Here is a 26,492-nt window from a genome sequence, read left to right on the forward strand (position 1 = left end):
TTCCTCGACGAACAAGAAATGGAGCACCGCGAAATGACGTTGGCAATGAGCTGGAGCGAATGGGCTGATCACGACGGAATCGGCCTGGCCGAACGGGTGCGCAAGGGCGACGTGAGCGCGGCGGAGCTGGCCGCGCAGGCGGCTGCCGGCATCGCGAGGCTCGATCCGCAGCTCGACGCGGTCGTCGAAGTCTTCGACGACGTGGTCACCGATCCGCTGAAGGACGGCATGAACCCCGAGGGCGTGTTCGCGGGCCTGCCCTACCTGATGAAGGACCTGGGCCCCACGCTGAAGGGCCGGCTGCAGGAGTTCGGCTCGATGATGATGCAGGGCCATCGCCCGGCGGCCGACAGCTTCCTCACGCAGCAGCTGCGCAGGGCGGGGCTGAACATCGTGGGCCGCAGCACCACGCCGGAGTTCGGCGTGTGCAGTTCGGCGGAGAACGCCTTCCACGTCACGCGCAACCCCTGGGACCTCGAATACACCACCTGCGGCTCGTCGGCCGGCACGGCGGCGATCGTGGCCGCGGGCGTACTGCCGCTGTCGCATGCCACCGACGGCGGTGGCTCCATCCGCATTCCGGCGGGCGTGAACGGCAACATCGGGCTGAAGGTGTCGCGCGGCGTGTTCTCACTGGCGCCGGGGCTGTCCGATCTTTCGGGGCTGGTGTCGATCCAGGGCTGCCACAGCCGCACCGTGCGCGACACGGCCGCCTTCGTCGACCACTGCCGCGGCGGCGCGCCCGGCGAGTTCATGCCCTTCTGGTCGCCGGCCGAGCCGTACAGCGAGCTCATCCGGCGCGACCCGGGCCGGCTGCGCATCGCGCTGTCGCATGAGTGGGGCGACTTCCGCGCCACGCCGCATTTCGTGGCCGAGCTGGAGCGTGTCGGCAAGTTCCTCGAGGGGCTGGGCCATCACGTGGAATGGGTGCTGCCGGCGGTCGACTTCAAGGCCGCCTTCGACGCCCAGACCACCTGCTACATCAGCAACTTCGCGCAGGTCATCGACGGCCACCTGCACCGGCTGGGGCTGGAGCGCCCGCCGGCCGAGCTGCTGGAGCCGATCAACATCAAGATCTGGGAAGCCGGGCTGCACACTTCGTACACCGAGCGAGCGAAGATGCAGGCGGTGTTCAACACCACTTCGCGCGCCTTCGGCGACTTCTTCCAGCGTTGGGACATCATCCTCACGCCCATCACCGCGCTGCCCACGCCGAAGGTGGGCACCAGCGAGTACCTCACGACCAGCACGAACCCATCGGTATACGACTGGTTCGCCAACCTCTGGCAGAACTTCGCCTACACGCCGCTGGCCAATCTGTGTGGCATGCCGGGCATCTCGCTGCCGATGGCCGCGCAAGACAACGGCCTGCCGCTGGGCATCCAGGCACAGGCTGCCCAGGCGAACGACGGGCTGCTGCTGCAGCTGGCGGCGCAGGTCGAGCGGGCGCTCGGGGGCCAATGGAATTCGGGCAGGCGGCCCGGGGCGCACGTTGCCGAAGAGTGACGGCGCGGCGGCCGCTCAGAGCAGGTTGCGCAGCGCCGCCTCGATGGCAGCGGCGGTGGCCAGCGGCTTTTCCATGGGAAACAGATGGCCGCCGTCGAGCATCGCGATGCGTCCCTTGGTGACTTGCTCGGTCATCGCCATGCCTACCTGCCTCATCTCCACCGACTGGCGCCCGCCGATGAAGGCCACCTTGCACTTGGGCGGGTGGCGGCGCAGCAGGGCACCGAGGTTATGGGGCAAGGTGTTGTAGATGGCCGTTTCCACGTTGCGGTCGAAACTCAGCTCGCGCGTGTTTTCCCCCTCGAAGGTGCCGTGGTCGATGTAGTCGTGCAGCACCTGCTCGTCCCACTTGGCAAAAGCCTTCTTGCTGCGGAAGTGCTCGAACACCGCCTCCCGGTGTGCCCAGCTGTTCCTGCGCCGGTGGCTGATGGCGCCGGGCGACACGCTCTTCATGAGGGGCGTGCGCTTGACCACATTGAGCGTGTTCGCGCGCCAGCCGCTGAGGATCGGCGAATCGAGCAGCACCACGCCGCAAGCGAGCTCCGGGTGCAGCGCCGCGCACATCAGGCTCAGGATTCCGCCAAGCGAATGGCCGACCAGGAACACCGGTCTGCCGGCGCGGCCGGCGTGCTGCTGCGCGAAGTCGGCCAGCTGCTGCACGAGGTGCGGCCAGTTGTCGGTGACGGGATACTTCGGGTCGTGCCCGAACTTCTCGATGGCGTCGACCTCGAAGCCGCGGTCGCGCAGGCTGTCGAGAACGACGCGGTAGGTGCTCGCGGGAAAACTGTTGCCGTGCGAGAAGACGACGGGAGGCATCACCACAGCCGCACCGGGCTTCAGATGAGTTTTTCGTCGGGCGTGGAGATCTTGCGCAGCGCGCTGTGCCGCGTGGCGGGCATCTTCAGAGGATGCTCGGTATGGCTGTCGTCCCACACCGGATCTTCGATGCTGTCGAACACCTCGCGCAGCTTCTGGCCCCAGCTGTTGTGCATCATGCGGTAGTAGGGGTTGTCGGCGTCGATGCAGATCACGCGGTCGGTCTCGAGCTTGTTGGCCTCGTACACCACGAGGTCGAGCGGCAGGCCGACCGACAGGTTCGACTTCATGGTCGAGTCCATCGACACCAGCGCGCACTTGGCGGCCTCGTCGAGTGGGGTCTCTGGCGTGAGCACGCGGTCGAGCACGGGCTTGCCGTATTTCGATTCGCCGACCTGGAAGTAGGGCGTCTCGGTGGTCGCTTCGATGAAGTTGCCCGCCGCGTAGACCAGGAACAGGCGCATGCCCTCGCCCTTGACCTGCCCGCCGAAGATGAAGGACACGTTGAAGTCCAGCCCCGCATGCTTGAGTGCTTCGGCGTCGCGGTCGTACACGTGGCGCACCGCCGAGCCCAGCACGCGCGCGGCATCGAACATGCTCTTGGCGTTCCAGATGGTGATCGGGTCGCCCTGCGTGCCGTCCTCGCGGGTTTCGCGCAGTTCCTCGATCTGGAGGATTTCGCGCACCGACTGCGAGATGCTCAGGTTGCCCGCCGACAGCAGCACCATGACGCGGTCGCCCGGCTGCTCGTAGACGATCATCTTGCGGAAGGTGCTGATGTGGTCCACGCCCGCGTTGGTGCGCGAGTCGGAGAGAAACACCAGGCCGGCGTTGAGTTTGATGCCTACGCAGTAAGTCATGAGTTCATCTTGCATGAACGGTGCCCGGTCATGCGGCGCCGAGTTCACGTTTATTCAGTTTTTGAAGGGCATACAAGGCGTCGAGCGCCTCGCGCGGGCTCATGGTGTCGGGGTCGAGCGCAGCCAGCGCGGATTCTACGGCGCTGGCCAGCGGCGTTTCGGCTACCGGGGGCGGTGCGAACAGGTCGACCTGTGCACGAGTTTGCGCATGCTGCGATTCGAGTGCTTCCAGCGCTTGCCGCGCATGGTTGACCACCGCCGCGGGCATGCCCGCGAGCCGCGCCACCTGGATGCCGTAGCTCTTGCTGGCCGGGCCGGGCTGCATTTCATGCAGGAACACGATGTCGCGGCCTGCCTCGGTGGCGCTCACGTGCATGTTCACCGCACCATGGTGCGTGGCCGGAAACTCGGTCAGCTCGAAATAGTGCGTGGCGAACAGCGTGAAGGCCTTGCTGCGGTCGTGCAGCTGGGCCGCAATGCCCGCGGCCAGCGCCAGCCCGTCGAAGGTGCTGGTGCCGCGGCCGATCTCGTCCATCAACACCAGCGACTGGGCCGTGGCGCTGTGCAGGATCTGCGCGGCTTCGGTCATCTCGAGCATGAAGGTCGACTGCGCATTGGCAAGGTCGTCGGCCGCGCCGATGCGGGTGTGGATCGCGTCGATCGGCCCGAGCCGGCAGGCGGCCGCCGGCACGTGCGAGCCGATGGAAGCCAGCAGCACGATGATCGCCACCTGCCGCATGTACGTCGACTTGCCGCCCATGTTGGGGCCGGTGATGACCTGCATGCGCTGCTGCGTCCCAAGCTGCGTGTCGTTGGCGATGAAGCCGCCCGACGACTTCTCTGCCAGCCGCGCCTCCACCACCGGGTGGCGGCCCTGCTGGATCTCGATGCACGGGTGCGCCACGAAGCTGGGCGCGCGCCAGTGCAGCGTGTGCGAGCGCTCGGCCAGTGCGCACAGCGCGTCGAGCGTGGCGATGCCGCCGGCCAGCTGCGTGAGCGCGGGCACCGAGGGCTGCAGCGCGTCGAGCAGCTGCTCGTACAGCCATTTCTCGCGGGCCAGCGCGCGGTCTTGCGCGCTCAGGGCCTTGTCCTCGAAGGCCTTCAGCTCGGGCGTGACGAAGCGCTCGGCATTTTTCAGCGTCTGGCGGCGGCGGTAGTTGTCGGGCACCTTGGAGAGCGCGCTTTGCGTCACCTCGATGTAGAAGCCGTGCACGCGGTTGAACTGCACCCGCAGGTTGCTGATGCCGGTGCGCTCGCGCTCGCTGATCTCGAGTTTCAGCAGGAAGTCGTCGCAGTTCTCGCTGATGGCGCGCAGCTCGTCGAGCTCGGCGTCGTGGCCGGTGGCGATCACGCCGCCGTCTCGCACCAGCGCGGATGGGTCGGGCTTGATGGCGCTGGCCAGCAGGTCGGCGCAGCCCGGTGGCGGGGCGAGGCGTTCGGCGATCCGGGCCAGCAGTGCGGCGGCGCCGGGCAGCAGCGGCGCGAGCTGTTCCGCCTTCGACAGCGCCAGGCGCAGCGCCAGCAGTTCGCGCGGTCGCACCTGGCGCAGCGCGATGCGCGCGGCGATGCGTTCCACGTCGCTCGTGTTCTTGAGCTGCTCGCGCAGCGTGCGCCAGGGTGCAGCCGTGCCTCCCAGCACCGTGGCCTGCAGTGCGCCAATGGCTTCGAGCCGGGCCTGCGCCTCGGAGCGGTCGCGCCGCGGCGAAAGCAGCCAGCGCTTCAGGAGCCGGCTGCCCATGCCCGTCATGCAGGTGTCGAGCAGCGAGAACATGGTGGGCGAGTCTTCGCCGCGCAGCGTCTGCACCAGTTCGAGGTTGCGCCGCGTGGTGGGCGGCAGCTCGATCAGGTCGCCGTCGCGCTCGACCGAGAGGCGTTGCACGTGCGAGAGCGCGCGGCCCTGCGTGTGCTCCGCATAGCCCAGCAGCGCGGCGGCCGCGGCGTGCGCGTTGGTGAGCGACTCCGCGTTCCAGGCGGCGAGGCTGTTGCTGCCCATTTGCTCGCTGAGCTTGCGTTCGCCCAGGCCACCGTCGAACTGCCACGCCGGTCGCAGCGACAGCGTGAACGGCGTGGTGGCGCGCGCGGCCTTCAGGCGTTGCTCGAAGGCGGGCGTCACTTCGGCGCTGTAGAGCAGCTCGCTCGGCGCGATGCGCGCGATCCAGGCTTCGAGCGCGTCGGCCGGGCATTCGGCCAGCCGCAGTTCGGCACCTGTCACGCTGAGCCAGGCCAGTCCGCAGAAATTGCGCGAGCCAGCATGCACCGCGAGCAGCAGCGATTCGCTCTTGTCGTTGAGCAGTTCGGAGTCGGTCAGCGTGCCGGGCGTGACCACCCGCACCACCTTGCGCTCCACCGGCCCCTTGCTGGCGCCGACCTCGCCCACCTGCTCGCAGATGGCCACCGATTCGCCCAGCTTGATGAGCCGCGCGAGGTAGGTGTCGACCGCATGGAAGGGCACGCCGCACATCACCACCGGCTGGCCGGCCGACTGGCCGCGCTGGGTGAGCGTGATGTCGAGCAGGCGCGCGGCCTTCTCGGCGTCGGCCCAGAAGAGTTCGTAAAAATCGCCCATCCGGTAGAACAGCAGGGTGTCCGGATGGTTGGCCTTGAGGCCGAGGTACTGCGCCATCATGGGCGTGTGGCCCGAAAGATCAGTTGCCGCCAACTGTGTTTTGTCCGTCATTGGTTGTCTGCATAAGCCATGGATGACATGGAGAAAAGAGGCTGTCCGGCGTTGCCCTGGGGGCAACGCGGCGAAAGATCAACCCATTATTGTGGCCTGCCCGGCGCCACCCTTTCGCAGGGCCATCAGGACACCCGGATCGTCTGCTCGCGCGTCAGAGCGATTCCCGGGGGGGCGATCTCGATTTCCAGCGTCCAGACCGCCTCGAGCCGGTTGCCCGAGTTCGACGACATGCCGGTCCGCCGTATGAGCCTGCTTTTCTCGGGTCTCGGCGTCTTCTCTGAAGCTGCCGTGGATCGCTTCCCCGAATGCGTACTCCTTCGCCCGCATGGCACCATTGGCAGCTTATGACTGCGAACTTTGTGGGGTACCGATGCTGATCAACTGCGTGGCCTATGAAAACGGTGCCAAGCTCGCCGACATTCCGGTCGAGGACATCAGCGAATACATCAGCCGGCCGGGGTGCTTTGTCTGGGTGGCACTGAGCGACGCCACGCCAGGGGAGCTGGCCGAGATGCAGCAGGAATTCGGCCTGCATCCGCTCGCGGTGGAAGACGCGCAGCATGGCCACCAGCGCCCCAAGGTGGAGGAGTACGGCGATTCGCTCTTCGTCGTCATGCACCTCGTGGAGCCTTCGCCCGAGGGCGAGCACTGCACGAACGTGGGCGAGGTCGACGTGTTCGTCGGCACCAACTACGTGCTGTCGGTGCGCAACCGCAGCAAGCAGGGCTTTCTGGGCGTGCGCGAGCGCTGCGAACGCGAGCCCGAGCTGCTGTGCAACGGCGCGGGCTTCGTGCTGTATGCGCTGATGGACGCGGTGGTCGACCGCTACTTCCCGGTGATCGACGCGCTGGAGGTGGAGCTCGAGGCCATCGAGCAGCAGATCTTCGGTCAGGGCGGCGTGGCGCGCGACAAGATCAAGCAGCTGTACGACCTGAAGCGGCGCAGCATGATCCTGAAGCGCGCGGTGGCGCCGCTGCTGGAGGCGGCCAGCAAGCTGCACGGCGGGCGGGTGCCCCAGATCTGCATGAGTTCCCAGGAGTACTTCCGCGACGTGGGCGACCACCTGGGGCGCATCAACGGCTCGATCGACGCCATGCGCGACACCATCGGCACGGCGGTCCAGGTGAACCTGTCGATGGTCACCATCGAGGAGAGCGAAGTCACCAAGCGCCTTGCATCCTGGGCCAGCATCTTCGCGGTGTGCACCGCCTACGCCGGCATCTGGGGCATGAACTTCGAGAACATGCCGGAGCTGAAATTCCGCTACGGCTATGCGGTGGCGCTGGGGCTGATCGCCGGCACCTGCGGCTATCTCTACTACCGGTTCAAGCGCGCCGGCTGGCTGTGAGGGCGGGGCTGCCCCGGTTTTTTTCCTTCCCCGGGGAGGGGAAGGAGCAAGACCTTACTCGTCGTGCGTGTCGTGCGTGGCGATCGCGCCGCGGCGCCAGTAGCCCGAGGCCCGTGTCCATTTCGGGTTCGCGCCTCGCTCGCCCACGAGGTGCGCGCGCAGCGCCTTGGCGATCGCCGATTCGCAACCCACCCATGCATGGAAGTCGCCGGCCGGCAGCTGCATCGCTTTCAGCGCGTTGAGCAGCACAGGACTCAGGCCCGGTTCGGTGCCGCGGCGGTGCACCCACCTGAGCGTGAGCTCGGCCTTCGTGTCGAACGGAATCTCGTCGGCTTCGCTGTCGACTTCCGCCAGCACCACCGCGCGCGCACCGGCCGGCAGCTCAGCCAGGCGGCGCGAGATGGCGGGCAGGGCGGTGTCGTCGCCGATCAGCAGGTGCCAGTCGAATTCGGTCGGCACGATGAACGAACCGCGCGGGCCGCCCACGCCGACGACGTCGCCGGGCCTGGCCTGCTCGGCCCATTGCGTGGCGGGGCCGGCTTCGTGCAGCGCGAAGTCGATTTCGAGCGTGCCGGCCGTGGCGTCATGGCGGCGCGGCGTGTAGTCGCGCATGGTCGGGCGGCCTTCGGGCCAGATCGGGCCCTCGGGGCCGACCGTGGGCAGCGTGAGCTTGCCGGTGGCATCAGGAAAGAAGATCTTCGCGTGGTCGTCGAAGCCGGGGCTGGTGAAGCCCGCGAGGTCGTCGCCCGCGAGGGTGATGCGGATCAGGTGCGGCGTCACGCGCCGCGCGGTTTTCACCGTGAGCCGGCGAAAGCGCAGGTCGTGGCGCACCCGGCGCGGCATGCGGTCGGGCGCGGTGGAGGCGGATGAGTTACTGGAGTCAGTCATTGCAGGAATCCTGTGGTGAACAGGACGGGTTGAGATTCGGGGGAGGGCGCAGGCTCAGATCTTTTCGATCTGCTGGGCCGCGGCGTCGAGCACCGCGGCGAATTCATGCGCCTGCTGCTCGGTCATCGCGGCGCCCGACAGGCGCATGCGCATTGCGAGCTTGAGGTTCTCGATGGCGCGCGTGACCTGCGGCGGCCGTCCGCCGCGCGGGCCGGCGCCGTCCACGCCGCCGCTCATGCGGGCCATCATGGCGTCGGCCATCTCGCGGTTCGCAGCGAGGAATTCCTGGCCGCTGGCCGTGACGCTGTAGCGCTTGCGGCCGCTGCCGTCGCCGGCTTCCACGCTGAGGTAGCCCATTTCCTCGAGCAGCGTGAGCGTGGGGTAGACCACGCCGGGGCTCGGCGCGTAGCTGCCGCCGAGGCGGTCTTCGATGGCCTTGATCAGTTCGTAGCCGTGGGCCGGCTTGTCGGCAATGAGCTGCAGCAGCACGAAGCGCAGGCCGCCGTGGCCGAACACGCGTGCGCCGCCACGGCCACCGCCGCGGTGTTGTCCGCGCCCGCCGGAAAGGCCGTCTTCATGTTCGCCGCGGGCGGTGCGGCAGTGGTGATGGCTGGAGTGGAAATGTCTCATGGCGAGCATCCTTCATGATGTACATCGAAATTATTTTAGATATATCTAAAATAAAGTCAAACCGATACCCCAGACCACACGGAAGGCGGCTCGCCCATCGCCGCGAGTCAGCCGTCCGAAGCCTCTCCAGCGGCCACGAAGCGCCGCTGCCGCATCCACTTGGTCGCCACCCATTTCTCGCCGTGCAGCACGGGTCCGCCCGCATGCAGCGATGCATGGTCCACTTGCCCGAGGCTGTTGCAGTACTCGAAGTACACCGCGCTGCCGCGTCGTGGCGGCACCGACCAGCCGCATTCGGGAAATATGGTCTCGCCGCCTTCCTCCACCTCGTTGAGGTAGCTCACGAGCGTGCTCACCCGCTGGCCGCTGCGTGCCAGCGAGGCCTTGTTGGCTGCGTTCGACGGCACCAGGAAATCGAAGTGGGGCATGCTCTGCGCGCCGGCCGGGTAGCACAGCACCTGCAGGCCTTCGCCGTTTTCCACCGGCAGGTTCATGAGCTCCGACACGCGCTGATCGAGCCTGGCGATGAAGGCGTTTTCGCGCAGCCGGAAGAACATGCCCAGGCTGCTGCGCTGTTCACCGACAAGGTCGCGCCCGGACAGCGGATCGACGGTGGTCGATGGCGCCAGCCGGGGCCTCGCGAGCGCGATCAGCTCTTCGCATTCCCGCGCGTCGAACACGTCGTCGAGCACAGCCATGGCCGGCTGCGCCGCGCGCGCGGCCACGCGCATGAGCCGGTCCGTGGTACAGATCGACGTGCCCGGCGGCAGCCGCGGCGGCTCGTACTGGTAGAGGGGCGCTACCGTTACCGAATCGACAGGCACCGGGCTTCCGGTGCGCAGCGCGAACACGAAGGCATCGACGATGGTCCTGGCGGCCTCGGGCGGCATGTCTTGCGCGCGCATGGCCTTGATCACGTTCGCGGGGGCGCAGCCCTGGCGCAGGTTGTGCAATACCCAGTCGCTCAGCGCGGGCGAGAAACGCAGCACCGCATCCATCGGCTCAGACTTCCGCCGGAACCCAGCCGTTGCCGGTGCGTTTGAAGTTCTGCTTCAGCTGCATGGTGCCGGCGCCGCGCACCACGCGGTCGACCATCGGAAAGGCCTTTTGCACGTCGGCATTGCCCGTCCAGGGCGCGGCATCGATCCTGTAGGTGTAGGTGACGACGACTTCGGCCGGGTCCTTGGCGTCCTTGCGCGCTTCCCAGCCGACGATCTTGTCGAGCGTCAGGTGAGCGGCGCAGAAGTCGCCCTGGCCGCTCTGGCCGCCTTGGTTCTTGCGCACCAGGAAGTACTTCTTTCCTTCGTCGGTCAGCGCGTAGCGGGTGACCTCGATTTCGCCGGCCTCCTTGTCGTTCTCGACCTTCGCCGTGGACGCACTCACCAGCCCGACATGTTCCAGCACCGGCATCTGCACCGCGTTGCGCGCGCGCGTGCCTGCCTCGCGCTGCGGCACGTCGATGGGCCATTGGGTCTTGCCCAGGCACAGGTCGCCTTTCTTCGCAAGGTAGGCGTTCATCGCGGCCGTGAGGTTCGGCAGGTCGGCTTCGGGCTGCTGCGGGCCGCAGCCCGTGAGTGCGGCCAGGGTGGCGGCGCCGATTGCCGCGCAAAGGATCTTGTTGTTCATGTGTAGGCAAATCAATTGACGCACGCCCCCGGCTTCGCGGGCGTGGCCGCTGCCGTGTCCGCATCGCTCAGGGTGTTCAGGAAGCAGAGCAGGTCCGCGATGTCCTGCTCGGACATGGGAGGCGCGGAGCCCGCGGCGCGGCCGTCCATCGGCAGTTGCGTGTCGATGTTGGCCGCGTAGGCAGCCGGCAGGTCGTCGTACTTCTGCACTTTGCCGCCCGTGTACTGCGTCGTGACGAGGCCGTACGCCGGAAAGCCGGGATCGTTCTTCGCCTTGGGCGTTCCGCCGACGGTGGGGTACCACAGCTCGGGCTGCGTGTCGCGCGTGTTGTAGAAGCGCACGACCTGCTCCAGCGAATGCATCACGCCGTTGTGGAAGAAGGCCTGCCGCGTCGCCACGTTGCGCATGGTCGGCGCCTTGAACATGCCGCAGAAGCCGTTCGCAGCGTTGGGTGCGGCCGGCGCGTGGTCGGTGCGCATCGGGCCGCACACGCCCATGTCGAAATACTTCAGGTCGCCGTTGGCCGGAATGCCCGCGTTGCGCGGCACGCTGATCGCCTCGTACGAGAAGTCGGTGAACAGCGCCGAGCTGCCGTTCAGGCCCGCGCCCTGGTAGTGGCACGAGGCGCAGTTGCCGGTGGCCGGGTTGGTGAACACCTTCAGCCCTCGCGTTTCCGCCGGCGTGAGCGTGCCGCCGATCTTGTTGGCCGCGTACAGGTCGAACTTGCTGCTGTACGGGTGAAAGCTCTTGTCCTCCAGCTGGTAGGCCTGCAGGGCCTGCAGCGCGCTGGCGAAGGCGGCGTCGCTGTCGTCGAACACCTTCGCGCCGAAGGCCTTGGCGACCAGCGGTGCGTAGTCGGCCGCCTGCAGTTTCTTCACTACGTCGGTGCTGCTCGCGTTGGCCATCTCCAGCGGATCGAGCAGCGGAAGGCGGGCCTGCGCGGCCAGCGTGTCGGCGCGGCCGTCCCAGGCGAAGCCGCCGCCGGGGCCGGGCGCGCTGATGCCGTCGGGGTTGTCCAGCAGATCGGCGTAGGGCGGCGTGATGTCCTTGTAGCGCAGCGAGGGCACTGCGCGCAGGCCGGCCTTGTCCATGCGCTCGCCGCCGAGCTGCACGGAGAGGTCGTTGGCCGGCGCGTACGCATGGGCCGGGTCGTGGCAGCTCGCGCACGACATGGCGCCGGAGCCCGAGAGGTTCTTGTCGAAGAACATCTTCTGGCCCACCTGCGCCGCGAGGCTCAGCGTGCTGGCGGAAGCGGGCGCCGCCGCGGGCGCGCTCGCCGCCGTGACGGGCGCGGAGGCGGTCGGCAGCGCGGCCGCCGATCCCCCGCCACCGCCGCCGCAGGAAACGAGCGCACCGCCCGCCGCGCCTGCTGCGGCCAGCACCGCCAGCCCGACCCAGCCGGCGCGCGTCACCGCCGGCCCCTTCGGGCCCGAACGGCGTTCGCTCATTGCTTCAGCGACCAGACGTTGAACTGGTTGGCATCCGGCCCGACCTGCGCGGCGGTCGACACGTCGCCCGACTGCTTCTGCGTGTAGCTCGCCGGGATCACGAAGGCGTGGTTGATCGGCCGCACGCTGTCGAAGTGCGTGTCCGCGCTGCCCGCGTACTCCGGCAGGTTCATGATGTTCTGGGCGATGAAGGCCTCGGTGTACTTCGAGCGGTTCATGTACGAGCCGTCGACCGCCGGGTCGGCCAGCTGGAACATGTCCTGCAGCGTGCGCACGAACGAGAAGTGGCTGTAGGCATCGCTGTCCGATACGCCCTTGGGCGCGTCGGGCTGGTTGGTCAGGATGCCGAAGATGCTCTCGCCGTGGCCGCGGTTGCCCTTGGTGTAGTTGTTGATCGTGGCATCGACCGACCAGGTACCGTCCGCGTTCTGCTTGATCGGGTTGGCAACGGTGCTGTTGGCCACGTTCCAGCCGCAGCAGGAATTGAAGCCGCTGGTGGCGCTGCCTTCGTCGAACATCAGCACGATCGCCACGCGCTTGTGCGTGTTCTTCCACAGCGGCGAAGCCTGGATGCGCTTGACCGTGAAGTCCACGTAGTTGTCGCCGCGCGTGATGATCGGCGAGACGGCCGTGGTCGACACGTTGTTCGCCACGCTGCTGCAGTCGCTCGCGGTGCCGGTGCCGCCGGCGCCCTTCACGCTGATGCCGTGCATGTCGTCGCACTGGTCGGGCACCAGGAAGTTCAGGTTGCCGACGTTGCCGCTGGCCAGGTCGGTGCCGAGCTGGTCGTAGTCGTAGCTTGCGGGAATGGCGTAGTCGGTGCTGTTCTTCAGCGCCGCATCCCATTGGCCGCCGCCCATGGTGCGGTTGCTGTACTTCCATTCGGGCGCGCTGCGCACGTTCTGGTAGGCCATGCCGGGGTGATGCTTGGTCTTGTACAGGCCCGCGGGCAGCGGCAGCGTGAGCGTGGCGTCGCCGATGGTCGCGTTGTTGCCGCCGAGCGTGCCGGGCGGGTAGACGTTGTCCTTCGCGGTGACGGCGGCGTCGGCCACGCTGTCGGTGCGGAAGTCCTGGCCCGGGTTCATTGACTCGCTGTAGGTGCGCCAGGTGAGGCCGGCGCTCGTGATCGCGTTGAAGAGGTTCGGCTTGCCGACGATGTTGTGGTTCACCGCGGCGGCCTGCGTGCAGGTGGCCGCGAATGGCGACTTGGCCAGGCCCGGTTGCGTGTTGTCGGGCACGGGCGTGTCCTGCACCGCATTGGCGCCGGTCGCGTCGCAGTTCCACTGGCTGTCGTCGCCGATGCCCCAGTCGTCCGCGCCGCCCAGCGCCGTGTAGTTGGGCTCGCTCGGGTTGCCGGTGGCGTAGTAGCTCACCAGCTGGTTTCCGGCCTTCAGGTAGCCGTTGATCTTGGGCGCGTAGGCCGAGTTCAGGATCGACATCGTGGCCTTGTTCTCCAGCATCACGATGAAGATGTTGTCGTAGCGCGGAATGCCCTCGACGTTGAATGCGGCCTGCTGCGCCTGCAGGAAGGTGATGGGCTTGCGGTTGTCCGCGACGCCTGCCGTCGCCACCGTCACGCCCGCCATGCCGCTCAGGCGCGGGTCGCCGCCGGGGTTGGCCAGCGCGTCGGGGTACAGGTCGCCGCGGTCAAGCTTGGTGGTCGCGTAGGCGAAGCGGTTGTTGAGCGCATTGGCCTCGCCGAGCAAGGCGGTCTGCACATTGGCGGCCGCGGCATTGAAGTCGGCAAGCAGGGCGTCGACCGGCACGCCCAGGCGCGTGGCCAGGTTCTGCTTCTCGACTGCGTAGCTCGTGCCGTTGGCTTCGATCAGGCGCGCGACCTCGGATGACAGCGGGCTCACCACCACGGCCGTGCCTTGCTCCTTCACCTGGTCGAGCGCCACGCGCAGCACTTCGCGCCTGGGCACGCTGGCGTTGGTGGCGGTGTTCTTCGCGTTGGTGCCGATGTCGGCAATGAGCGCGGACGCGGCGGACAGCGAGAGGCTGAACTTGCCGTTGGCATCGGTCACGGCGGCGGGCTCGCCGCTGTCGCAGCGGCCGTTGTTGTTGCTGTCGACGCAGACCGTGGCGCCTGCGTAGTAGCCGGCCGCAATCACTGGATCGGTGCTGCTGCCGGCCTTGAAGGCGGTGGCGGCGAGCACGCCGCTGAAGGTGGTGTTGCCGGAGCCCGCGGGCTGGCTCACGGGTTGGCTCGCGGGCGGCGGGAGGAATGCAACCGGCCCCGAGCCGCCGCCTCCGCCTCCGCACGCAGCCAGCAGCGAAGCTGCGAGCACGGTCAGGGTGGGACACAGCAAGCCGGATCTGATTTTTTGAATGGCTTTCAATTTCTTCTTTCGAGCGTGGAGGGGAGCGTGAAGCAGCAGCGCAGCCGATGGCTGCGCTTGCACTGCGGATCGCGGATGAATCTAGGAGCGCCGCATGTCAGTCAAAAGGCAGAAGACTTAGCAGCGAATTAGCGAGGCCCCGCGACCTGACCACGTCGAAAGAAGCACAGGAAAAGCCGAAACGAACGGCGTGCAGGGAGGCCTGACTGCCACCTGACTTTTTGGCGCGCCGCGCACCTGAAATGCGGCCGTCGCGGGGCGAGCCGACACTGGCGGCGGCGTGATCGCGAGCCACCCACCCAGACCGTGGAAAGCCGGTCAGGGACGTCGCGCCGGAAGACTCAGGACTTCGCTTTCTTCGAAGACTTCGCCTTGCCCGCCCCATTGAGCGCGACCGCTTCGAGAACCAGCGCCTTGAACGCGGTTGCGTCCGGCTCTTCACCTTCATGGATGTCGATGGCGCGGCGCACGTTGCCGTCGAGGCTCGAATTGAAGAGTCGGGCCGGGTCCTTCAGCGACGCACCCTTGGCGAAGGTCAGCTTCACCACGCTCTTGTACGACTCGCCCGTGCAGATGATGCCGTCGTGCGACCAGACCGGCGTGCCCATCCACTTCCACTCCTCGATCACCTGCGGGTCTGCCTCGGTGATGAGCTTGCGCATCCTGGCGAGTGTTGCGCCGCGCCAGTCGCCGAGTCCGGCGTTTTTTTCGGAGATGAGTTCCGAGGCCGGCTGGCCCTGGTCTGCTTTCGTGTCCGACTGCTTCATGTTCGTACCTCGATGAGTGGATCCAGTTCGGCGCGGAGGCGTTTTACCGCCACTTCGTGCCGCAGCGTCTGCGCGCCGCGCCCGTAGGTCGCGGCCTTGCGAATCAGCCGCAACTGCTCACGCTGCAGCCGTGTCTTCAGGCGCCTTGCGCGCCAGCCGTAGGTCCAGCCCGTTTCCCTGCGGACCTTGTACCGCTGCATGGGCGCGCCCAGCCGCACCCATTCGTCGTCGCGGATCAGCTCGCGCTCCGGCACGAACCAGGCTGCCAGTGCGTGCAGGTACGTGCCGTTCTCGCGCGCGGCAACCTGCCAGAAGAGCCCCGCCACGATGATCGCGGGGAGCCCCTTGATCACCAGCATGATGGCCATTTCACCGTACCCGCCATCGAAGAGATCTTCGAGGAAAGGCGAGTTCCAGATGAAATGCATCGCCCATGCGAGCATGAAGCACAGCAGCGCGCATGCGATGCGCACCGCCATCGGCCGATGCGGATGCAGCAGGAACCACGCCACGCCGAAAGACGCGATCGCCGTGTAGGCCGCGTGGCTCCACAGCCCGCTCAGCAGCCCGCGCGTCAGCAGGTTGAGCAGCACCGGATACACCTGGTTCTCCAGCGGAAAGTGCATGGAGGCGTTGACCGTGTAGCTCAGGTTCTCGACCACCTGAAAGCCCAGCCCCGCCATCGCGCCGACGATCAGCACCGACAGGTAGGTCTGGAACTGGTTGCGCGCCACCAGCACCAGGAGGACGACCCCGGCAAGCTTCAGGAACTCTTCCGTGACCGGCCCCGCAACAGCCGGCCCCCACACCGCGACGAACTCCGGCGACACCAGCTTGGCGCACAGACTTTGGATGGCGATGTTGGCCGGCGCCGCGAAATAGACCGCGCCCATGCCGCCCCATGCGAAGGCCAGCACGTAGGCCTCCGGCGGGTGCTGCTCGAGCAGGTCCAGCGTACGAAAGGCCAGCACGAAAAGCAGCGTGTAGGCCCCCCACACCAGCAGCCCCAGGAATGCGGTGATGGGCACCACGCGAAACCCCATCGAGAACATCTGGACCGTGTAGAACAGCCCGTTGACGATCAGCGCCGCCAGCAGCCAGAAAGCGGCGCGCCCTGGCTGGAAGAACGAGTCGGTGCCGACCGGCCACTGGGCCCGGTCCTGGTCGAAGACGGGCGGCCTCACTGCGCGGCCTCCAGGTCCATCGAGTCCAGCATGCCGCGGGCTTCGGTCAGCGCGTCGTCCATGCCTTCGTTGGCGCCGTAGAAGTCGATCTGCACGAGCGATTTGCGCTGCAGGTCGACCACCTGCCAGAACCGGCCCGCCAGCTTGGAGCCGTAGTAGGCGAAGGTCTTGCCCTGCAGCCCCCACGACGTGACGAAGTCGGACACGTCGCCATCGATGCGCAGGCGCTGGCCGCGCTCCATCAGCCGCTGCTGCCGCACCAGCGAGCCATCCGGCCCGCCGGCCCAGGGCTGCGTCGTTACCAGGAACTTGTGGCTGCCCTTGAAAAGCATCAGCGACTGGCCTGCCTTCGAGCGGGAAACGTCCATCTCCCATCCCTCGGCGGGGACGAACCTGGCCTGGCCGGCGTCCACCGTCTGTCCCACGGGCAACGGCCGGTTGCCCGGCGTGTGACGGTTCCAGAAGGTGAGACCGCCCACATAGGCGGCAATGGCGAGGAGCACCGCCAGCGCGCCCGGCCAGGTGCGATACGGTATGCGGCGTGACGGCTCATGCATCCTTTGATCGTGCCATACGATCGCATGCGCCTGGCGGCCCCCGCAACCGATGCGGCATACTGCCAGCCCCTAAAAACTCCCAGAAGCCCGCCGAATGGAAAACGAAGTCGACCCCCAGGTACTCGCAGTCATCAATGAAAAGCGACTGTCCGGACCACGGCTCACGCCGGTCGAAATCGTTGCCAAGATGGGCGTGTTCGACGCGCGCGAAAAGCCGTTCGACCACGCCTGGCTCGCAACCGGCGACAACGTCATCGCCACCATCTGGGCCGAATGGGTGAACGTGGGGGCCGGCGGGCGCTGGTTCTGCCTGGAGTCGCTCGACATCCACCACCGTGCGGGCGGCGGCGAGCGCAACGCGCAACAAGTCCAGCGCGGCAAAGACCGCCTGGCCTTGCTCAAGCGCACCTTCGACGCCGGCCAGGGCTTCCGTGCCGTGGTGCAGACCAACCGCCTCGCCATCGTCGAAGTGGAAAGCAACAAGGACGCCAAGGTGTCCACCCGCGTGCGCGACGACGACGAGTGGCACGTCGCCAGCTGGGAGCCCGAGCAGAAGCTGGCTGTGCTGGTTCGCGGCCCGCGCGGCTGGGTGCCGACCGAGGCCGAAGTGCAAACCGCCAGGGCGCGCGGCAACGTGCCGCAGCAGCTGGCCGCAGCCGCCGGTGCAGCCGATGGCGCCGCAAGCAAGGCGTCGCCCGAAGAAGTGCGGGCCGCCGCCATCGCGTACGTCATCAAGCATTTCACCGGCTACGGCTACAAGGCCGAGAACCTCGCCGACAAGAACATCGGCTACGACCTCGAAGTGTCGAACGCCAAGGGCCAGACGCTGCTGCGCGTCGTGGTCAAGGGCACCGCGCCGGGCGTGCCGAGCTTCAAGCTCAGCGAAGAAGAAAGCGCATGCTCCGTGCGCGAACCGCTCTGGCGTCTACTGGTGGTGACCGACGCGGGCAGCCCGACCGCGCAGCACAAGATCTACAAGCCCACCGAGATCAACTCGGCCCCGGGCCACGACCCGTCGTAAGCAGCGCGCCGGGGCCGGCGCATCTCAGGCCCACCGCATGGAGGAATCCAGATGCCTGTTGCAATGTTCGCCGCCCTGGGCTTTACGGTCGCGCTCCTCGTCACGACGGCCTACTTCATCATGGGTTCGATCCCGCTTCTGGTCCTGCAGCACGACACACCGCTCGACGCCCGCTTTGTGCGCGGCTTCTTCAACATCTACTACAACGCCGCGTTCATTACCGCGACTGCAACAGCCATCAGCTTTGCACTCGCAGGGCGCGCGGGGCTCGCCGCGGGTGCCGTGGTGTTGGCGCTGATTGCCGTCGCCCTGCGCAGGAAGATCATCCCCAGGATGGACTCGCTCGGGGCGCAGATCCAGGCGAACTACATGGACGCCATTCCGGGATTTCGCCGAACCCACGTCATTGCGATCCTGATCAACATCGCCCAGCTCGTGGCCATCGTGTGGAGCCTCATTTCGCTGGGCCGATAGTTCGAGCCGGGAGCCCGACTGTCTGCTGCGCGTCGGCGACTGCCAATGCCTCGCCCAAGGTGCCGGCGCACAGAACCCGCGCCTCGGGTCGCAGTGCGCGCAAGCCGAAAGCGAAACCGGCCTGGTACAGAGGGCGGGGGCGGGTGCTCGCGTGGAAATCGACCCGAGTAGACTCCGCGGCTTTCTGTTCTGCAGAGGAGCGACCCGCGATGGCTGTCTTCGGCGCCGGCCCTTACTTCCACGGTACGCGGGCGGACCTCCAGGTGGGCGACCTGCTCACCGCAGGCTTCCGCTCGAACTACGACGGCCGCGTCGTCATGAACCACATCTACTTCACCGCCTGGCCAAAGGGCGCCGGGCTGGCCGCCGAAATGGCGAAGGGCGAGGGCCGTCGCCGCGTCTACATCGTCGAACCCACGGGTGCCTTCGAGGATGACCCCAACGTCACCGACAAGAAGTTTCCGGGCAATCCCACACGCTCGTACCGCAGCCGGGAGCCGCTTCGGATCGTGGGCGAACTGGCGACCTGGGAGCTCTTTGACGCGGAGTACATCCTGCAGCTCAGGGAGCGCGTACGCGTGGGCATGGGGGAGATCATTAACTGAATCCCGCCTGCCATGCCGCGCTGGGTAGCGATCGGAAATGGACTGGGTCGCGGAGATCGCCCAGCGCGATGCCCGGCGTTGGATGATGGATTCGAGCGTCGGCCACAACCAGACTTTAGGAGTGCACCACGGATGGTCCGCGCAGCTCGAACAGTCATTCACCGACGGCGAGCGGCCGCACCACCCGCTCACCGCAGTTCCGGAAAAGACAGCCCCATCACATTTGCCGATTCAAGCCAGTGATCCCTGTGGCGCAGGAATTCGCATGCGCGCGTTTCCCACGGCAGCGGTCCTTCCCGCCGTTCATCACCTCTGCGGCATGTCCTTGATCGAATACCCCAGGCTCACAGTCGCATCCTCCGGAATCGCCGGCATCGTCGCATTCCAAGCCTGCCAATCCGCCCGCATCGCAGCCAGCCTTTCCGGCTCCTTCTTCGCCAGATTCGCCCGCTCGCGCTCATCCCCGGGAATGTTGAACAGGTACTCGTTCCCGTCCACCTTCAGGTACTTCCAGTCCCCATCGCGCATGGCTTCCTGCCCGCGGTGGTTCATGCGCCAGTGCAACGGCCTGCGGAAGCTTTGCTTCGCGTCCTTCAGCACGGGCATCAGCGAGACGCCGTCCAGCGGATAGTCGGGGTGCGCGGCCACGCCGGCCGCGTCGAGCATGGTGGCCGACCAGTCCATCGTCATGCACAGCTGCGTGCTCTCGCCGCCCTTGCCGATCACCGCAGGCCAGTGCGCGATCCATGGCACGCGGATGCCGCCTTCGGTCAAATCCATCTTGCCGCCCACCAGCGGCCAGTTGTCCGAGAAGCGCTCGCCGCCGTTGTCGCTGGTGAACACCACCAGCGTGTTGTCGGCCATGTTGTGCTTCTGCAGCGCGGCCATGATCCAGCCGATGCCTTCGTCCATGTGATGGATCATGCGGCGGTACACGTGGATGTTGCCGCCGGCCAGGTCGAACAGGTTGTCCTTCACGGCGGGTGCCTTGGCCGCGTCGTCGCGCGTTTCCCATGGCCAGTGCGGGGCGGTGTAGTGCAGGCTCAGGAAAAAGGGCGCTTCCTGCTTCGCCATGCGCTCCACGTACTCGACCGCGCGCTTCGAGAGGATGTCGGTGAGGTAGCCCTCCTCGACCTTGTCTTCCTCGCCGAACCACAGGTCGTGCCGTCCGGTGGAGTCGCAGTGGGTGAAGTAGTCGACCCCGCCCGACATCGGACCGAAGAATTCGTCGTATCCCGAGCGCAGCGGCCCGAAGCTGGGCGGGTAACCCAGGTGCCATTTGCCGATGAGCGCCGTGCTGTAGCCGCTGGCCTTCAGCAATGAAGGCAGCGTGGGATGGTCGGTCGGCAGGCCAAGCGTGGTGCTGCCGCGGCTCCTGCTGTTGATGGGCTCTTCGGCGGCGCCGCGCAGGCGGTACTGGTAGCGCCCGGTGATCATGCCGAAGCGCGTGGGCGAGCACACGGGCGAGTTGGCGTAGCCCTGCGTGAGCTTCAGGCCGTTGGCGGCCAGCCCGTCGAGCACGGGCGACACGGGGCCGAACACGGCGTCGCGGCCGCCGTAGCAGCCGAGATCGGCATAGCCGAGGTCGTCGGCCACGATGAAGATGATGTTGGGTCTTGCCATGTCTCTCTGGGGCTCTCTCGCTTGCTTGGTTCTTTGCTTCTGCTTGTCGGTGGTCAGGGCTGGTAGCCCGACTTCTGCACCACGGGCGCCCACTGGGTGCGGTAGGCCTTGAGCATCGCGGCGGTCTGCGCCTGGGTGCTCACCACGGGCGTCATGCCCGAGTCCTTGAACTTGCGTTGCGTGTCCGGGTCCTGCATGACTTCGCGGATCACGGTGGCGAGGCGTTCGACCTTTTCCTTCGGCATGGTGGCCGGTGCGAAGAAGGTGTTCCAGCCGGTGGCGGCAAGGTCGAGGCCCGCTTCCTTGAAGGTGGGCACGTCGGGCACGAAGGGCGAGCGCTTGGTGCCCGAAATGGCGAGGATGCGGACCTTGCCGGCGGTGTGCTGCGGCACGACCACGTCTTCGGTGTCGACGGCAATGGGCACCTGCCCGCCGATCAGGTCATTCAGCAGCGGCGCGGAGCCGCGGTAGCCGATCACCTGGGTCTGCACCTTGGCCTTCTCGCCCACCATGAGGCCGAAGAAGTGCGGCAGGCTGCCGGTGGCCGGCACGCCGACGTTGGCCTGGTTGGGGTTGGCGCGCATCCAGGCGAGCAGATGGTTGAGCTCGCGCACGGGCAGGGTGGGGGACACCGCCAGCGCGAAGTTGTAGTCGTTGACGTAAGACACGGGCACGAAGTCGCGCTCGGGGTCGTAGTTGTTGTCCTTGAAGACCAGCGGCGCCACCACTATCACGGCGGGGTTGGCGAGCATCAGCACGTTCTGGCTGGCCGGGGTGGTCTTCACCTGCTGCGCCGCGAGGCGGCCGCCCGCACCGGGCTTGTTGTCGACCACCACGGGCACGCCCAGGCGCGAGGAAAGCTTGTCGCCCACGATGCGCGCCACGCGGTCGGTGGCGCCGCCGGGGGCGTAGCCGACGACGATGTGCAGCGGGGTGTCGAACGTCTGCGCGCTCGCCGCGGGTGCCGTGGCGGCGATGGATGCCATGAAGCCGGCTGCGGCAAGCAGCGTGGCCAGGCGGCGGGTGATGGGGGTCGTATTCGGCATATCGGGGTTCCTCCTCGTTTCGGTCGTTCGTTTGGTTGTTCAGTCGTTGGCCTGGAAATTCACGGCTTTCATGATGCCCGCCCAGCGCGCGGTGTCCTCGCGCATGGTCTTCAGCAAGGCGTCGCTGCCGTCGCCGACCGGGTACATGCCGTTCTGCAGCAACTGTTGGCGCACCTCGCGCGAGTTGACGGCGCGGGCGAATTCCGCGCGCAGCTTGTCGACGGTGGCTTGTGGTGTCTTGAGCGGTGCGTAGTAGGCGAACCAGGCGGTGGCCACCACGTCCTTGTAGCCGGCTTCGACGAAGCATGGCAGGTTGGGCATGAGCGGCGAGCGCTTCTCGCCGCTGGTGGCCAGCACCTTCACGCGGCCCGAGGGCATCATCTGCTGCGCGCCGCCGACGGTGTCGAAGTACACGGGTATGGTGCCGCCCATCACGTCCTGCCGCGCGGGCGTGGAGCCGCGGTAGGGCACGTGCACCATCTTCAGCCCGGCCGTGCGGTTGAGCATCTCGCCTAGAAAGTGCGAAGGCGTGCCCGAGCCGTAGGAGCCGAAGCTCAGCTTGTCGCCCTGCGCCTTGGCCCAGGCGATGAACTCGGCCAGCGTGTTGGCAGGCACGTCCTTGTGCACGGTCAGCGCCAGCTCGAAGCGCGCCGCGTTGATGATCGGCACGAAATCCTTGAACGGGTCGTACGAGAGGCTGCGGTAGGCGCTCGGGTACATGGTCATCATGCTGGCCGTTCCCAGCAGCAGCGTGTGGCCGTCGGGGGCGGCCGTCTTGACGGTTTCCGCCGCAATGCGGCCCGCCGCGCCCGCGCGGTTGTCGACGATGAGCGGGCCCAGCGCCTCGCGCACCTGCTGCGCGATGGCGCGGGTCAGCACGTCCTGCGTGCCGCCGGCGGGCACGCCGATCAGCACCTTGATGGGCTGGCCGGGCCTGAAGGCCTGGGCCCGCGCATCGAGGGCGAGCGGCGCAAGGGCAAACCCGCCCAGGGCGGCGAGTGCGTGGCGGCGGTCGAACGAAGAAAGGGGCGTGGGCATGGGGCGGCGTCTCCGGGGTTTTCTCGGGGTTGGAGTTCGATCCCGAAGACTGTAGAGACGCTACAGTCGATTGATCTAATCAACCAACCCCCGGACTAACCCCCAATGACCACGCAGCACCGTTCGCTCGACGACCTGCTGCTGTACCGGCTGTCGCGGGTGGTCGGCGTGGCGGGTGGCATGGTGATCCGGCTGTGCGAGGGCCGCTTCGGCATCACGCGGCGCGAATGGCGGCTGATCGTGGTGCTCGCGCGCCGCGGCGAACTGGGCTCCTCCCAGCTGGCCGAGCATGCCCAGCTCGATCGCGCCCGCACCTCCAAGGCCGTCGGTTCGCTGGTCGAAAAACAGCTGGTCTCGCGCGTGGCCCGCGTGGGCGACCGGCGGCAGGTGCTGCTGGACCTGACCGAGGCGGGGCACGCGCTGTACGCGGAGCTTTTTCCGCTGGTCACCAGGATCAATGCCGAGCTGATAAGCGCCCTGAGCGGCGAAGACGCGGCGCGCCTGGACCAAATCCTGCACCTCCTGCAGGCGCAGGCCGAGCGCATGGTGGCAGTGGCCGTGCTGCCCAAGGCGGACCGGGGCCGCCGCGGGGCGGGCGGCATCAGGCCACCTTCATCACGGTCGCCTTGACGATGCCGCGGTAGCGCACCTGGTTGCTTGCCAGGCGGTGCGCTGCGGCGCCGCCTTCATCGCCGAGCGCCTCAACGCCGTATCAGGCCACGGCTCGTTGTTGCTGTTGTCCGTATTCCTGGTCGCCGTCGCTCGCGATGCGCATCTTCGGCAGGAACTGCGGGTGCTCGCGCTGCATGAAGTCGATCAGCCCTTCGCGCACGCTGCAGCGCAGGTCGAACGCAAGGCCCGATGTTGCCGCGGTGCACAGCACGCGGATCTGCATGGTGCGCTCGGTCGCATCGGTCACTCGCAGGTTGAAGAAGCGGCCGTCCCATTCGGGTGCGGCCTTCACGATGCGCTCGACCTCCGCGCGCAGCGGCGCGAGCGGCATGCCGTAGTCGACGTAGATGAACACGGCGCCCAGCAGCTGCGCCGAGTGCCGCGTCCAGTTCTGGAACGGCTTCTCGATGAAGTAGGTGAGTGGCAGGATCAGCCGGCGCTCGTCCCAGATCTTGAGGACGACGAAGGTGCCCGTGATCTCCTCGACGCGGCCCCATTCGCCCTCGACCACGAGCACGTCGTCGATGCGGATGGGCTGCGCCAGCGCGATCTGCAGGCCCGCAATGAGGTTGCTGAACACCGGCTTGGCCGCGAGGCCGGCCACGATGCCGATCACGCCGGCCGAGGCCAGCAGGCTCGCGCCCACCTGGCGCGCACCCGGAAAGGTCATGAGCATCATCGCGCCGCCGGCCACCAGCACCACCGTCATGGCGGTGCGCGCCAGCACGCGCGTCTGCGTGAGCACACGGCGCGCCTGCAGGTTGTCGTCGATGTCGGAAGGGTTCTGGGCGAGCACGCCTTCGGCGAAGCCGCTGATGGCCTTCACCGTGAGCCAGGTGGCGGCGGCGATGAGCAGCAGTCCGTTGAGGTGGCGAACGTTGCCGATGAAGCGAAGGTCGTCAGGCGCCGCCTGGAAGATGAGCAGCAGCGCCACCAGCGGCAGCACGAGCCGTGCCGGCGCGTTGCAGTTGATCACCATCGCGTGCACCGTGGGTACGGGGCGGGTGATGCGCTTCAGGACAAGGCCGCCGATGCGGTGAACCAGAAGAGCGAGCGGGATGGCGACGAGGATGGCAATCCATGTGCCGAACCAGGGGTGGGCAAGTATCTCTTTGGTCATCAGGCGGTGGTCGTCGTGGCTGCTGTTGTCTCGTTCAGGGGTTGAAGAATGCGCGCCGCGTCGTCGCGCAGCTGCGTGGCGAGTGCCGTGGCGAGGTCGAGCCGGCGCAGCAGCCAGGGGCTGATGTCGTTGTCGAACGGGTCGGGCAGGGGGATCGGGCCACCCACGGTGGTCGAGCCGGCGCTCTCGGGTTGAGAGGGGCCGGTGGTAGGAATGGTTCCGATGGCCGCTTCGATGCGCTGCGCGGTGCGGCTGATCGGGCCTTCGACCTCTGCGGGCGTGAGGCGGTCACGCCGCAGCACCAGCATCGACTTCACGGCGCTCAACTGCGCAAGCAGCTGGTAGCTGTGTGCCTGCAGGTGCTCGAGCGGCTCCAGCGGCGGCTGCACCGCGCGCGGCTCCGAGAGCGAGCGCTGCGTGGCCTGCACCAGCGCCGAGAGGCTGTCGTAGGCCTCGCGGCGCGCGAGCCGCCATTCGAGCTCGGGGCTGCTGTCGATGGCCTTGAGCTGGCCCAGGCCGAGCGCGAGCCGCGCATGCCGCGCCTGTGCGGTGAGCACGCGCGACACCAGCGCCGGAATCTGCGTGCGCTCCCACGAGGGCAGCACGTAGCAGAAGCCCCAGGCCAGCGCGGCGCCAATGAGCGTGTCGGCGATGCGCTCGAAGAGCGCGAAGATCGGCGCGATGCCCACGTTCAGCATGTGGGCCTGCACCAGGCCGAGCACGGTGGCGGCCACGGCGGTAATGAGGTAGCGCCGCAGTGCGAAGCTGTGCGCGATGGCCTGCGCCACCGTGACGATGACCAGCAGCATCAGCGCCGACGGGTGCGCCGACAGCAGCCCCACCGCGAGCACGCAGCCCAGCAGCGTGCCGGCCACGCGCGCGTTGCGGCGCTCCAGCGTCTGCGACAGGCTGCCGCGCAGCACGACCACGATGGTCAGCAGGATCCAGTAGTCGTGCGAGCCCCAGGGCATCGACACCGCGATGGCGTAGCCGGCTGCGATGGCCAGCGCGGCGCGGATGGCGTGGCGCAGCGGCGGCTGGTCCCAGCTCCACAGCGTGAGGAAGGGGCGCAGCGACCAGTCGGTGGGGCTCACGAAGAGCTGCCAGTTGGCTCGCACCACGGCGAGGTTGGGCTCGGCGTCGCCGCGCGCCATGGCCGACAGGCGCAGCACCTCGTCGTTGATGTGGCCGATGCGGCTGGCCAGCCCGCGCGCGAGCATGGCGGCCGTGGGGCCGCTGCCGCCGTGCATGTCGGTGCTGTCGTCGGCCGAGACGTGGATGGCCGCCAGGCGCGGGCGGCGGTCGGCTACGGCCTCGGGGTGGCGGCCCATCATGAGGGCGTCGGCCAGCGCGATGGTCTCGTCGGCGAGCTCTTCGAGCACGCGGCGCATCTCGATCAGCGCCTCGGCGTGCGCGGGGTGGGCGCGCAGGGTGTCGAGGTCGAGCTCGCTGGCCAGCAGCTGGTCGCGCATCTCGAGCACGATCACCAGCATGGCGGCCAGGCGCTGGCGGCGCGGAGTGCGCGGCGACTCGAGCACGATGTCGCGCGTGGCCTGCAACTGGTCGGCCAGCGCGGCCTGCTCGCGCAGCAGTTGGCCCAGCAAGGGCGCGGGAGTGTCGCGCACGTCGCGGGTCTCGTCCTGCGGCAGGAACTGGCTGGCCTCGGTTCGCATCAGCGCGGCCAGCGAATACAGCACGTCGGCCACCGACTGGGTGCGAAAGCGCCCGTTGAGCGCGAGGTTGGCCAGCGTGGCCCAGATCACGTAAAGGCCCGCGCCCAGTCCGAAGTGCCAGGTGCGCTCGATGGCGTCGGCCATGCCGGCGGGCGGCGGCGTGGCCATGGAGAACACCATCGAGAACATCACCGCGATGGCGATCGGGATGCCGCGCTTGCCCCAGGCCATGGCCAGGAAGGCGACGAAGGTGGCGGGCACCAGCACCAGCCCGAGCCGGATGGGGGCACTGTGCAGCATCTGCACCGCGAAGAAGAGCGGCAGCCCGATGAGCGGCGCCGGCAGCATCTGCAGGAACTTGCCGCGGCGTGGGCCGGGCAAGTCGGGCGGCGCGGTGACGATCACGCCGGTGGCGGCCGCAGAGGCCGCAATGGTGCCGAGCCAGAGGTGGATGCCGCCCGAGATGAACAGCAGGCCCAGCGCAACGGTGAGCCCGCTCGCGACGTAGTGGCTCAGCGCGATGCGCAGAGCGGCACGAACGCGGGGCGCGGCGTGGGGCCCCAGCATC

General features: G+C 67.7%; 24 protein-coding genes. 7 read left to right on the forward strand and 17 right to left on the reverse strand.

Annotated features, from left to right (window positions below; translation table 11 throughout):
* Positions 1-33 precede the first annotated feature (33 nt).
* Positions 34-1,506, forward strand: coding sequence for an amidase (locus AC1DFC_RS02910; RefSeq protein ID WP_478178692.1), 1,473 nt, complete (start codon positions 34-36; stop codon positions 1,504-1,506).
* Between the two features lie 15 nt (positions 1,507-1,521).
* On the opposite strand, the gene AC1DFC_RS02915 is transcribed toward AC1DFC_RS02910, so the two are convergent.
* From AC1DFC_RS02915 to mutS, 3 genes are read right to left on the reverse strand one after another with little or no spacing between them, the layout of a single operon-like run.
* Positions 1,522-2,322, reverse strand: a complete 801-nt coding sequence (locus tag AC1DFC_RS02915; RefSeq protein ID WP_413334090.1) for an alpha/beta fold hydrolase — start codon at positions 2,320-2,322, stop codon at positions 1,522-1,524.
* Between the two features lie 20 nt (positions 2,323-2,342).
* Positions 2,343-3,182, reverse strand: coding sequence for a proteasome-type protease (locus tag AC1DFC_RS02920; RefSeq protein ID WP_042673444.1), 840 nt, complete (start codon positions 3,180-3,182; stop codon positions 2,343-2,345).
* A 28-nt stretch (positions 3,183-3,210) separates the two neighbouring features.
* Entirely contained in the window at positions 3,211-5,859 is a 2,649-nt protein-coding gene (gene mutS / locus AC1DFC_RS02925; RefSeq protein WP_413334092.1) for a DNA mismatch repair protein MutS, read from the reverse strand.
* A gap of 18 nt (positions 5,860-5,877) precedes the next feature.
* Here mutS and AC1DFC_RS02930 point away from each other — a divergent pair, with 18 nt between their 5' ends.
* Both AC1DFC_RS02930 and AC1DFC_RS02935 read left to right on the forward strand, forming a co-directional pair.
* A complete protein-coding gene (locus tag AC1DFC_RS02930) occupies positions 5,878-6,210 on the forward strand; it encodes a hypothetical protein (RefSeq protein WP_157632202.1) in 333 nt (110 codons plus the stop codon).
* Positions 6,211-6,232: 22 nt separating this feature from the next.
* Positions 6,233-7,210 carry a magnesium and cobalt transport protein CorA gene (locus AC1DFC_RS02935; RefSeq protein WP_007833758.1) on the forward strand — a complete coding sequence of 326 codons (978 nt, stop codon included), beginning with the start codon at positions 6,233-6,235 and terminating at the stop codon, positions 7,208-7,210.
* Between the two features lie 54 nt (positions 7,211-7,264).
* On the opposite strand, the gene AC1DFC_RS02940 is transcribed toward AC1DFC_RS02935, so the two are convergent.
* The 9 genes from AC1DFC_RS02940 to AC1DFC_RS02980 form a co-directional block, all read right to left on the reverse strand.
* Complete coding sequence (locus AC1DFC_RS02940) at positions 7,265-8,098, reverse strand: siderophore-interacting protein (RefSeq protein WP_413334095.1); 834 nt, start codon at positions 8,096-8,098, stop codon at positions 7,265-7,267.
* A 54-nt stretch (positions 8,099-8,152) separates the two neighbouring features.
* Positions 8,153-8,728: a PadR family transcriptional regulator gene (locus AC1DFC_RS02945; RefSeq protein ID WP_007833756.1), complete on the reverse strand. Its 576-nt coding sequence runs from the start codon at positions 8,726-8,728 to the stop codon at positions 8,153-8,155.
* A 107-nt stretch (positions 8,729-8,835) separates the two neighbouring features.
* Positions 8,836-9,726, reverse strand: a complete 891-nt coding sequence (locus AC1DFC_RS02950; RefSeq protein WP_478178646.1) for a 2OG-Fe(II) oxygenase — start codon at positions 9,724-9,726, stop codon at positions 8,836-8,838.
* A 4-nt stretch (positions 9,727-9,730) separates the two neighbouring features.
* Positions 9,731-10,354 carry a hypothetical protein gene (locus tag AC1DFC_RS02955; RefSeq protein WP_007833751.1) on the reverse strand — a complete coding sequence of 208 codons (624 nt, stop codon included), beginning with the start codon at positions 10,352-10,354 and terminating at the stop codon, positions 9,731-9,733.
* Positions 10,355-10,365: 11 nt separating this feature from the next.
* Entirely contained in the window at positions 10,366-11,802 is a 1,437-nt protein-coding gene (locus AC1DFC_RS02960) for a cytochrome-c peroxidase (protein ID WP_413334101.1), read from the reverse strand.
* Positions 11,799-14,114 (reverse strand): alkaline phosphatase family protein, encoded by a 2,316-nt coding sequence (locus tag AC1DFC_RS02965; protein ID WP_478178647.1) that lies wholly within the window; start codon positions 14,112-14,114, stop codon positions 11,799-11,801. The genes AC1DFC_RS02960 and AC1DFC_RS02965 overlap by 4 nt, the downstream gene beginning before the upstream one ends.
* Positions 14,115-14,485: 371 nt before the next feature.
* On the reverse strand, positions 14,486-14,911 hold the full coding sequence (locus AC1DFC_RS02970; RefSeq protein ID WP_478178648.1) for a DUF1801 domain-containing protein: 426 nt from the start codon (positions 14,909-14,911) through the stop codon (positions 14,486-14,488).
* Positions 14,908-16,095, reverse strand: a complete 1,188-nt coding sequence (locus tag AC1DFC_RS02975) for a PrsW family intramembrane metalloprotease (protein ID WP_413312601.1) — start codon at positions 16,093-16,095, stop codon at positions 14,908-14,910. The genes AC1DFC_RS02970 and AC1DFC_RS02975 overlap by 4 nt, the downstream gene beginning before the upstream one ends.
* Positions 16,092-16,652, reverse strand: a complete 561-nt coding sequence (locus tag AC1DFC_RS02980; RefSeq protein ID WP_007833740.1) for a hypothetical protein — start codon at positions 16,650-16,652, stop codon at positions 16,092-16,094. Before AC1DFC_RS02980 ends, AC1DFC_RS02975 begins: the two co-directional genes overlap by 4 nt.
* 94 nt (positions 16,653-16,746) lie before the next feature.
* On the opposite strand from AC1DFC_RS02980, the gene AC1DFC_RS02985 reads away from it, so the two are divergent.
* The 3 genes from AC1DFC_RS02985 to arr all read left to right on the forward strand — a co-directional run bounded on the left by AC1DFC_RS02985 (position 16,747) and on the right by arr (position 18,752).
* Entirely contained in the window at positions 16,747-17,673 is a 927-nt protein-coding gene (locus AC1DFC_RS02985) for a protein NO VEIN domain-containing protein (protein ID WP_478178649.1), read from the forward strand.
* A 63-nt stretch (positions 17,674-17,736) separates the two neighbouring features.
* Entirely contained in the window at positions 17,737-18,147 is a 411-nt protein-coding gene (locus AC1DFC_RS02990; protein WP_237726095.1) for a hypothetical protein, read from the forward strand.
* Positions 18,148-18,356: 209 nt separating this feature from the next.
* Positions 18,357-18,752 carry an NAD(+)--rifampin ADP-ribosyltransferase gene (gene arr, locus AC1DFC_RS02995; RefSeq protein ID WP_007833735.1) on the forward strand — a complete coding sequence of 132 codons (396 nt, stop codon included), beginning with the start codon at positions 18,357-18,359 and terminating at the stop codon, positions 18,750-18,752.
* A 306-nt stretch (positions 18,753-19,058) separates the two neighbouring features.
* Here arr and AC1DFC_RS03000 read toward each other — a convergent pair whose 3' ends face one another.
* The 3 genes from AC1DFC_RS03000 to AC1DFC_RS03010 are packed head-to-tail and all read right to left on the reverse strand — an operon-like array spanning position 19,059 to position 22,459.
* Entirely contained in the window at positions 19,059-20,375 is a 1,317-nt protein-coding gene (locus tag AC1DFC_RS03000; protein WP_478178650.1) for a sulfatase family protein, read from the reverse strand.
* A 53-nt stretch (positions 20,376-20,428) separates the two neighbouring features.
* The gene (locus AC1DFC_RS03005) at positions 20,429-21,421 is read right to left on the reverse strand and encodes a Bug family tripartite tricarboxylate transporter substrate binding protein (protein ID WP_413334111.1); all 993 of its coding nucleotides are present in this window, start codon (positions 21,419-21,421) and stop codon (positions 20,429-20,431) included.
* Positions 21,422-21,460: 39 nt separating this feature from the next.
* Positions 21,461-22,459: a Bug family tripartite tricarboxylate transporter substrate binding protein gene (locus AC1DFC_RS03010; RefSeq protein ID WP_007833732.1), complete on the reverse strand. Its 999-nt coding sequence runs from the start codon at positions 22,457-22,459 to the stop codon at positions 21,461-21,463.
* A 105-nt stretch (positions 22,460-22,564) separates the two neighbouring features.
* On the opposite strand from AC1DFC_RS03010, the gene AC1DFC_RS03015 reads away from it, so the two are divergent.
* The gene (locus tag AC1DFC_RS03015) at positions 22,565-23,089 is read left to right on the forward strand and encodes a MarR family winged helix-turn-helix transcriptional regulator (protein ID WP_007833731.1); all 525 of its coding nucleotides are present in this window, start codon (positions 22,565-22,567) and stop codon (positions 23,087-23,089) included.
* An 82-nt stretch (positions 23,090-23,171) separates the two neighbouring features.
* On the opposite strand, the gene AC1DFC_RS03020 is transcribed toward AC1DFC_RS03015, so the two are convergent.
* Both AC1DFC_RS03020 and AC1DFC_RS03025 read right to left on the reverse strand, forming a co-directional pair.
* Positions 23,172-24,251 carry a mechanosensitive ion channel family protein gene (locus AC1DFC_RS03020; RefSeq protein WP_007833730.1) on the reverse strand — a complete coding sequence of 360 codons (1,080 nt, stop codon included), beginning with the start codon at positions 24,249-24,251 and terminating at the stop codon, positions 23,172-23,174.
* Positions 24,251-26,491, reverse strand: a complete 2,241-nt coding sequence (locus AC1DFC_RS03025) for an FUSC family protein (protein WP_478178651.1) — start codon at positions 26,489-26,491, stop codon at positions 24,251-24,253. The genes AC1DFC_RS03020 and AC1DFC_RS03025 overlap by 1 nt, the downstream gene beginning before the upstream one ends.
* Between the last annotated feature and the right edge of the window lies 1 nt (position 26,492).

This window comes from Variovorax sp. 10L421 (assembly GCF_056395365.1).

Coding starts and splice junctions, on each gene's coding strand:
- AC1DFC_RS02945 (WP_007833756.1), bottom strand. CDS start 8,728: ATGAGACATTTCCACTCCAGCCATCACCACTGCCGCACCGCCCGCGGC.
- arr (WP_007833735.1), top strand. CDS start 18,357: ATGGCTGTCTTCGGCGCCGGCCCTTACTTCCACGGTACGCGGGCGGAC.
- AC1DFC_RS02935 (WP_007833758.1), top strand. CDS start 6,233: ATGCTGATCAACTGCGTGGCCTATGAAAACGGTGCCAAGCTCGCCGAC.
- AC1DFC_RS02930 (WP_157632202.1), top strand. CDS start 5,878: ATGGATGACATGGAGAAAAGAGGCTGTCCGGCGTTGCCCTGGGGGCAA.
- AC1DFC_RS03010 (WP_007833732.1), bottom strand. CDS start 22,459: ATGCCCACGCCCCTTTCTTCGTTCGACCGCCGCCACGCACTCGCCGCC.
- AC1DFC_RS02960 (WP_413334101.1), bottom strand. CDS start 11,802: ATGAGCGAACGCCGTTCGGGCCCGAAGGGGCCGGCGGTGACGCGCGCC.
- AC1DFC_RS03015 (WP_007833731.1), top strand. CDS start 22,565: ATGACCACGCAGCACCGTTCGCTCGACGACCTGCTGCTGTACCGGCTG.
- mutS (WP_413334092.1), bottom strand. CDS start 5,859: ATGACGGACAAAACACAGTTGGCGGCAACTGATCTTTCGGGCCACACG.
- AC1DFC_RS03000 (WP_478178650.1), bottom strand. CDS start 20,375: ATGGCAAGACCCAACATCATCTTCATCGTGGCCGACGACCTCGGCTAT.
- AC1DFC_RS02985 (WP_478178649.1), top strand. CDS start 16,747: ATGGAAAACGAAGTCGACCCCCAGGTACTCGCAGTCATCAATGAAAAG.
- AC1DFC_RS02940 (WP_413334095.1), bottom strand. CDS start 8,098: ATGACTGACTCCAGTAACTCATCCGCCTCCACCGCGCCCGACCGCATG.
- AC1DFC_RS02915 (WP_413334090.1), bottom strand. CDS start 2,322: ATGCCTCCCGTCGTCTTCTCGCACGGCAACAGTTTTCCCGCGAGCACC.
- AC1DFC_RS02955 (WP_007833751.1), bottom strand. CDS start 10,354: ATGAACAACAAGATCCTTTGCGCGGCAATCGGCGCCGCCACCCTGGCC.
- AC1DFC_RS02980 (WP_007833740.1), bottom strand. CDS start 16,652: ATGCATGAGCCGTCACGCCGCATACCGTATCGCACCTGGCCGGGCGCG.
- AC1DFC_RS03005 (WP_413334111.1), bottom strand. CDS start 21,421: ATGCCGAATACGACCCCCATCACCCGCCGCCTGGCCACGCTGCTTGCC.
- AC1DFC_RS02910 (WP_478178692.1), top strand. CDS start 34: ATGACGTTGGCAATGAGCTGGAGCGAATGGGCTGATCACGACGGAATC.
- AC1DFC_RS03020 (WP_007833730.1), bottom strand. CDS start 24,251: ATGACCAAAGAGATACTTGCCCACCCCTGGTTCGGCACATGGATTGCC.
- AC1DFC_RS03025 (WP_478178651.1), bottom strand. CDS start 26,491: ATGCTGGGGCCCCACGCCGCGCCCCGCGTTCGTGCCGCTCTGCGCATC.
- AC1DFC_RS02990 (WP_237726095.1), top strand. CDS start 17,737: ATGTTCGCCGCCCTGGGCTTTACGGTCGCGCTCCTCGTCACGACGGCC.
- AC1DFC_RS02970 (WP_478178648.1), bottom strand. CDS start 14,911: ATGAAGCAGTCGGACACGAAAGCAGACCAGGGCCAGCCGGCCTCGGAA.
- AC1DFC_RS02950 (WP_478178646.1), bottom strand. CDS start 9,726: ATGGATGCGGTGCTGCGTTTCTCGCCCGCGCTGAGCGACTGGGTATTG.
- AC1DFC_RS02920 (WP_042673444.1), bottom strand. CDS start 3,182: ATGACTTACTGCGTAGGCATCAAACTCAACGCCGGCCTGGTGTTTCTC.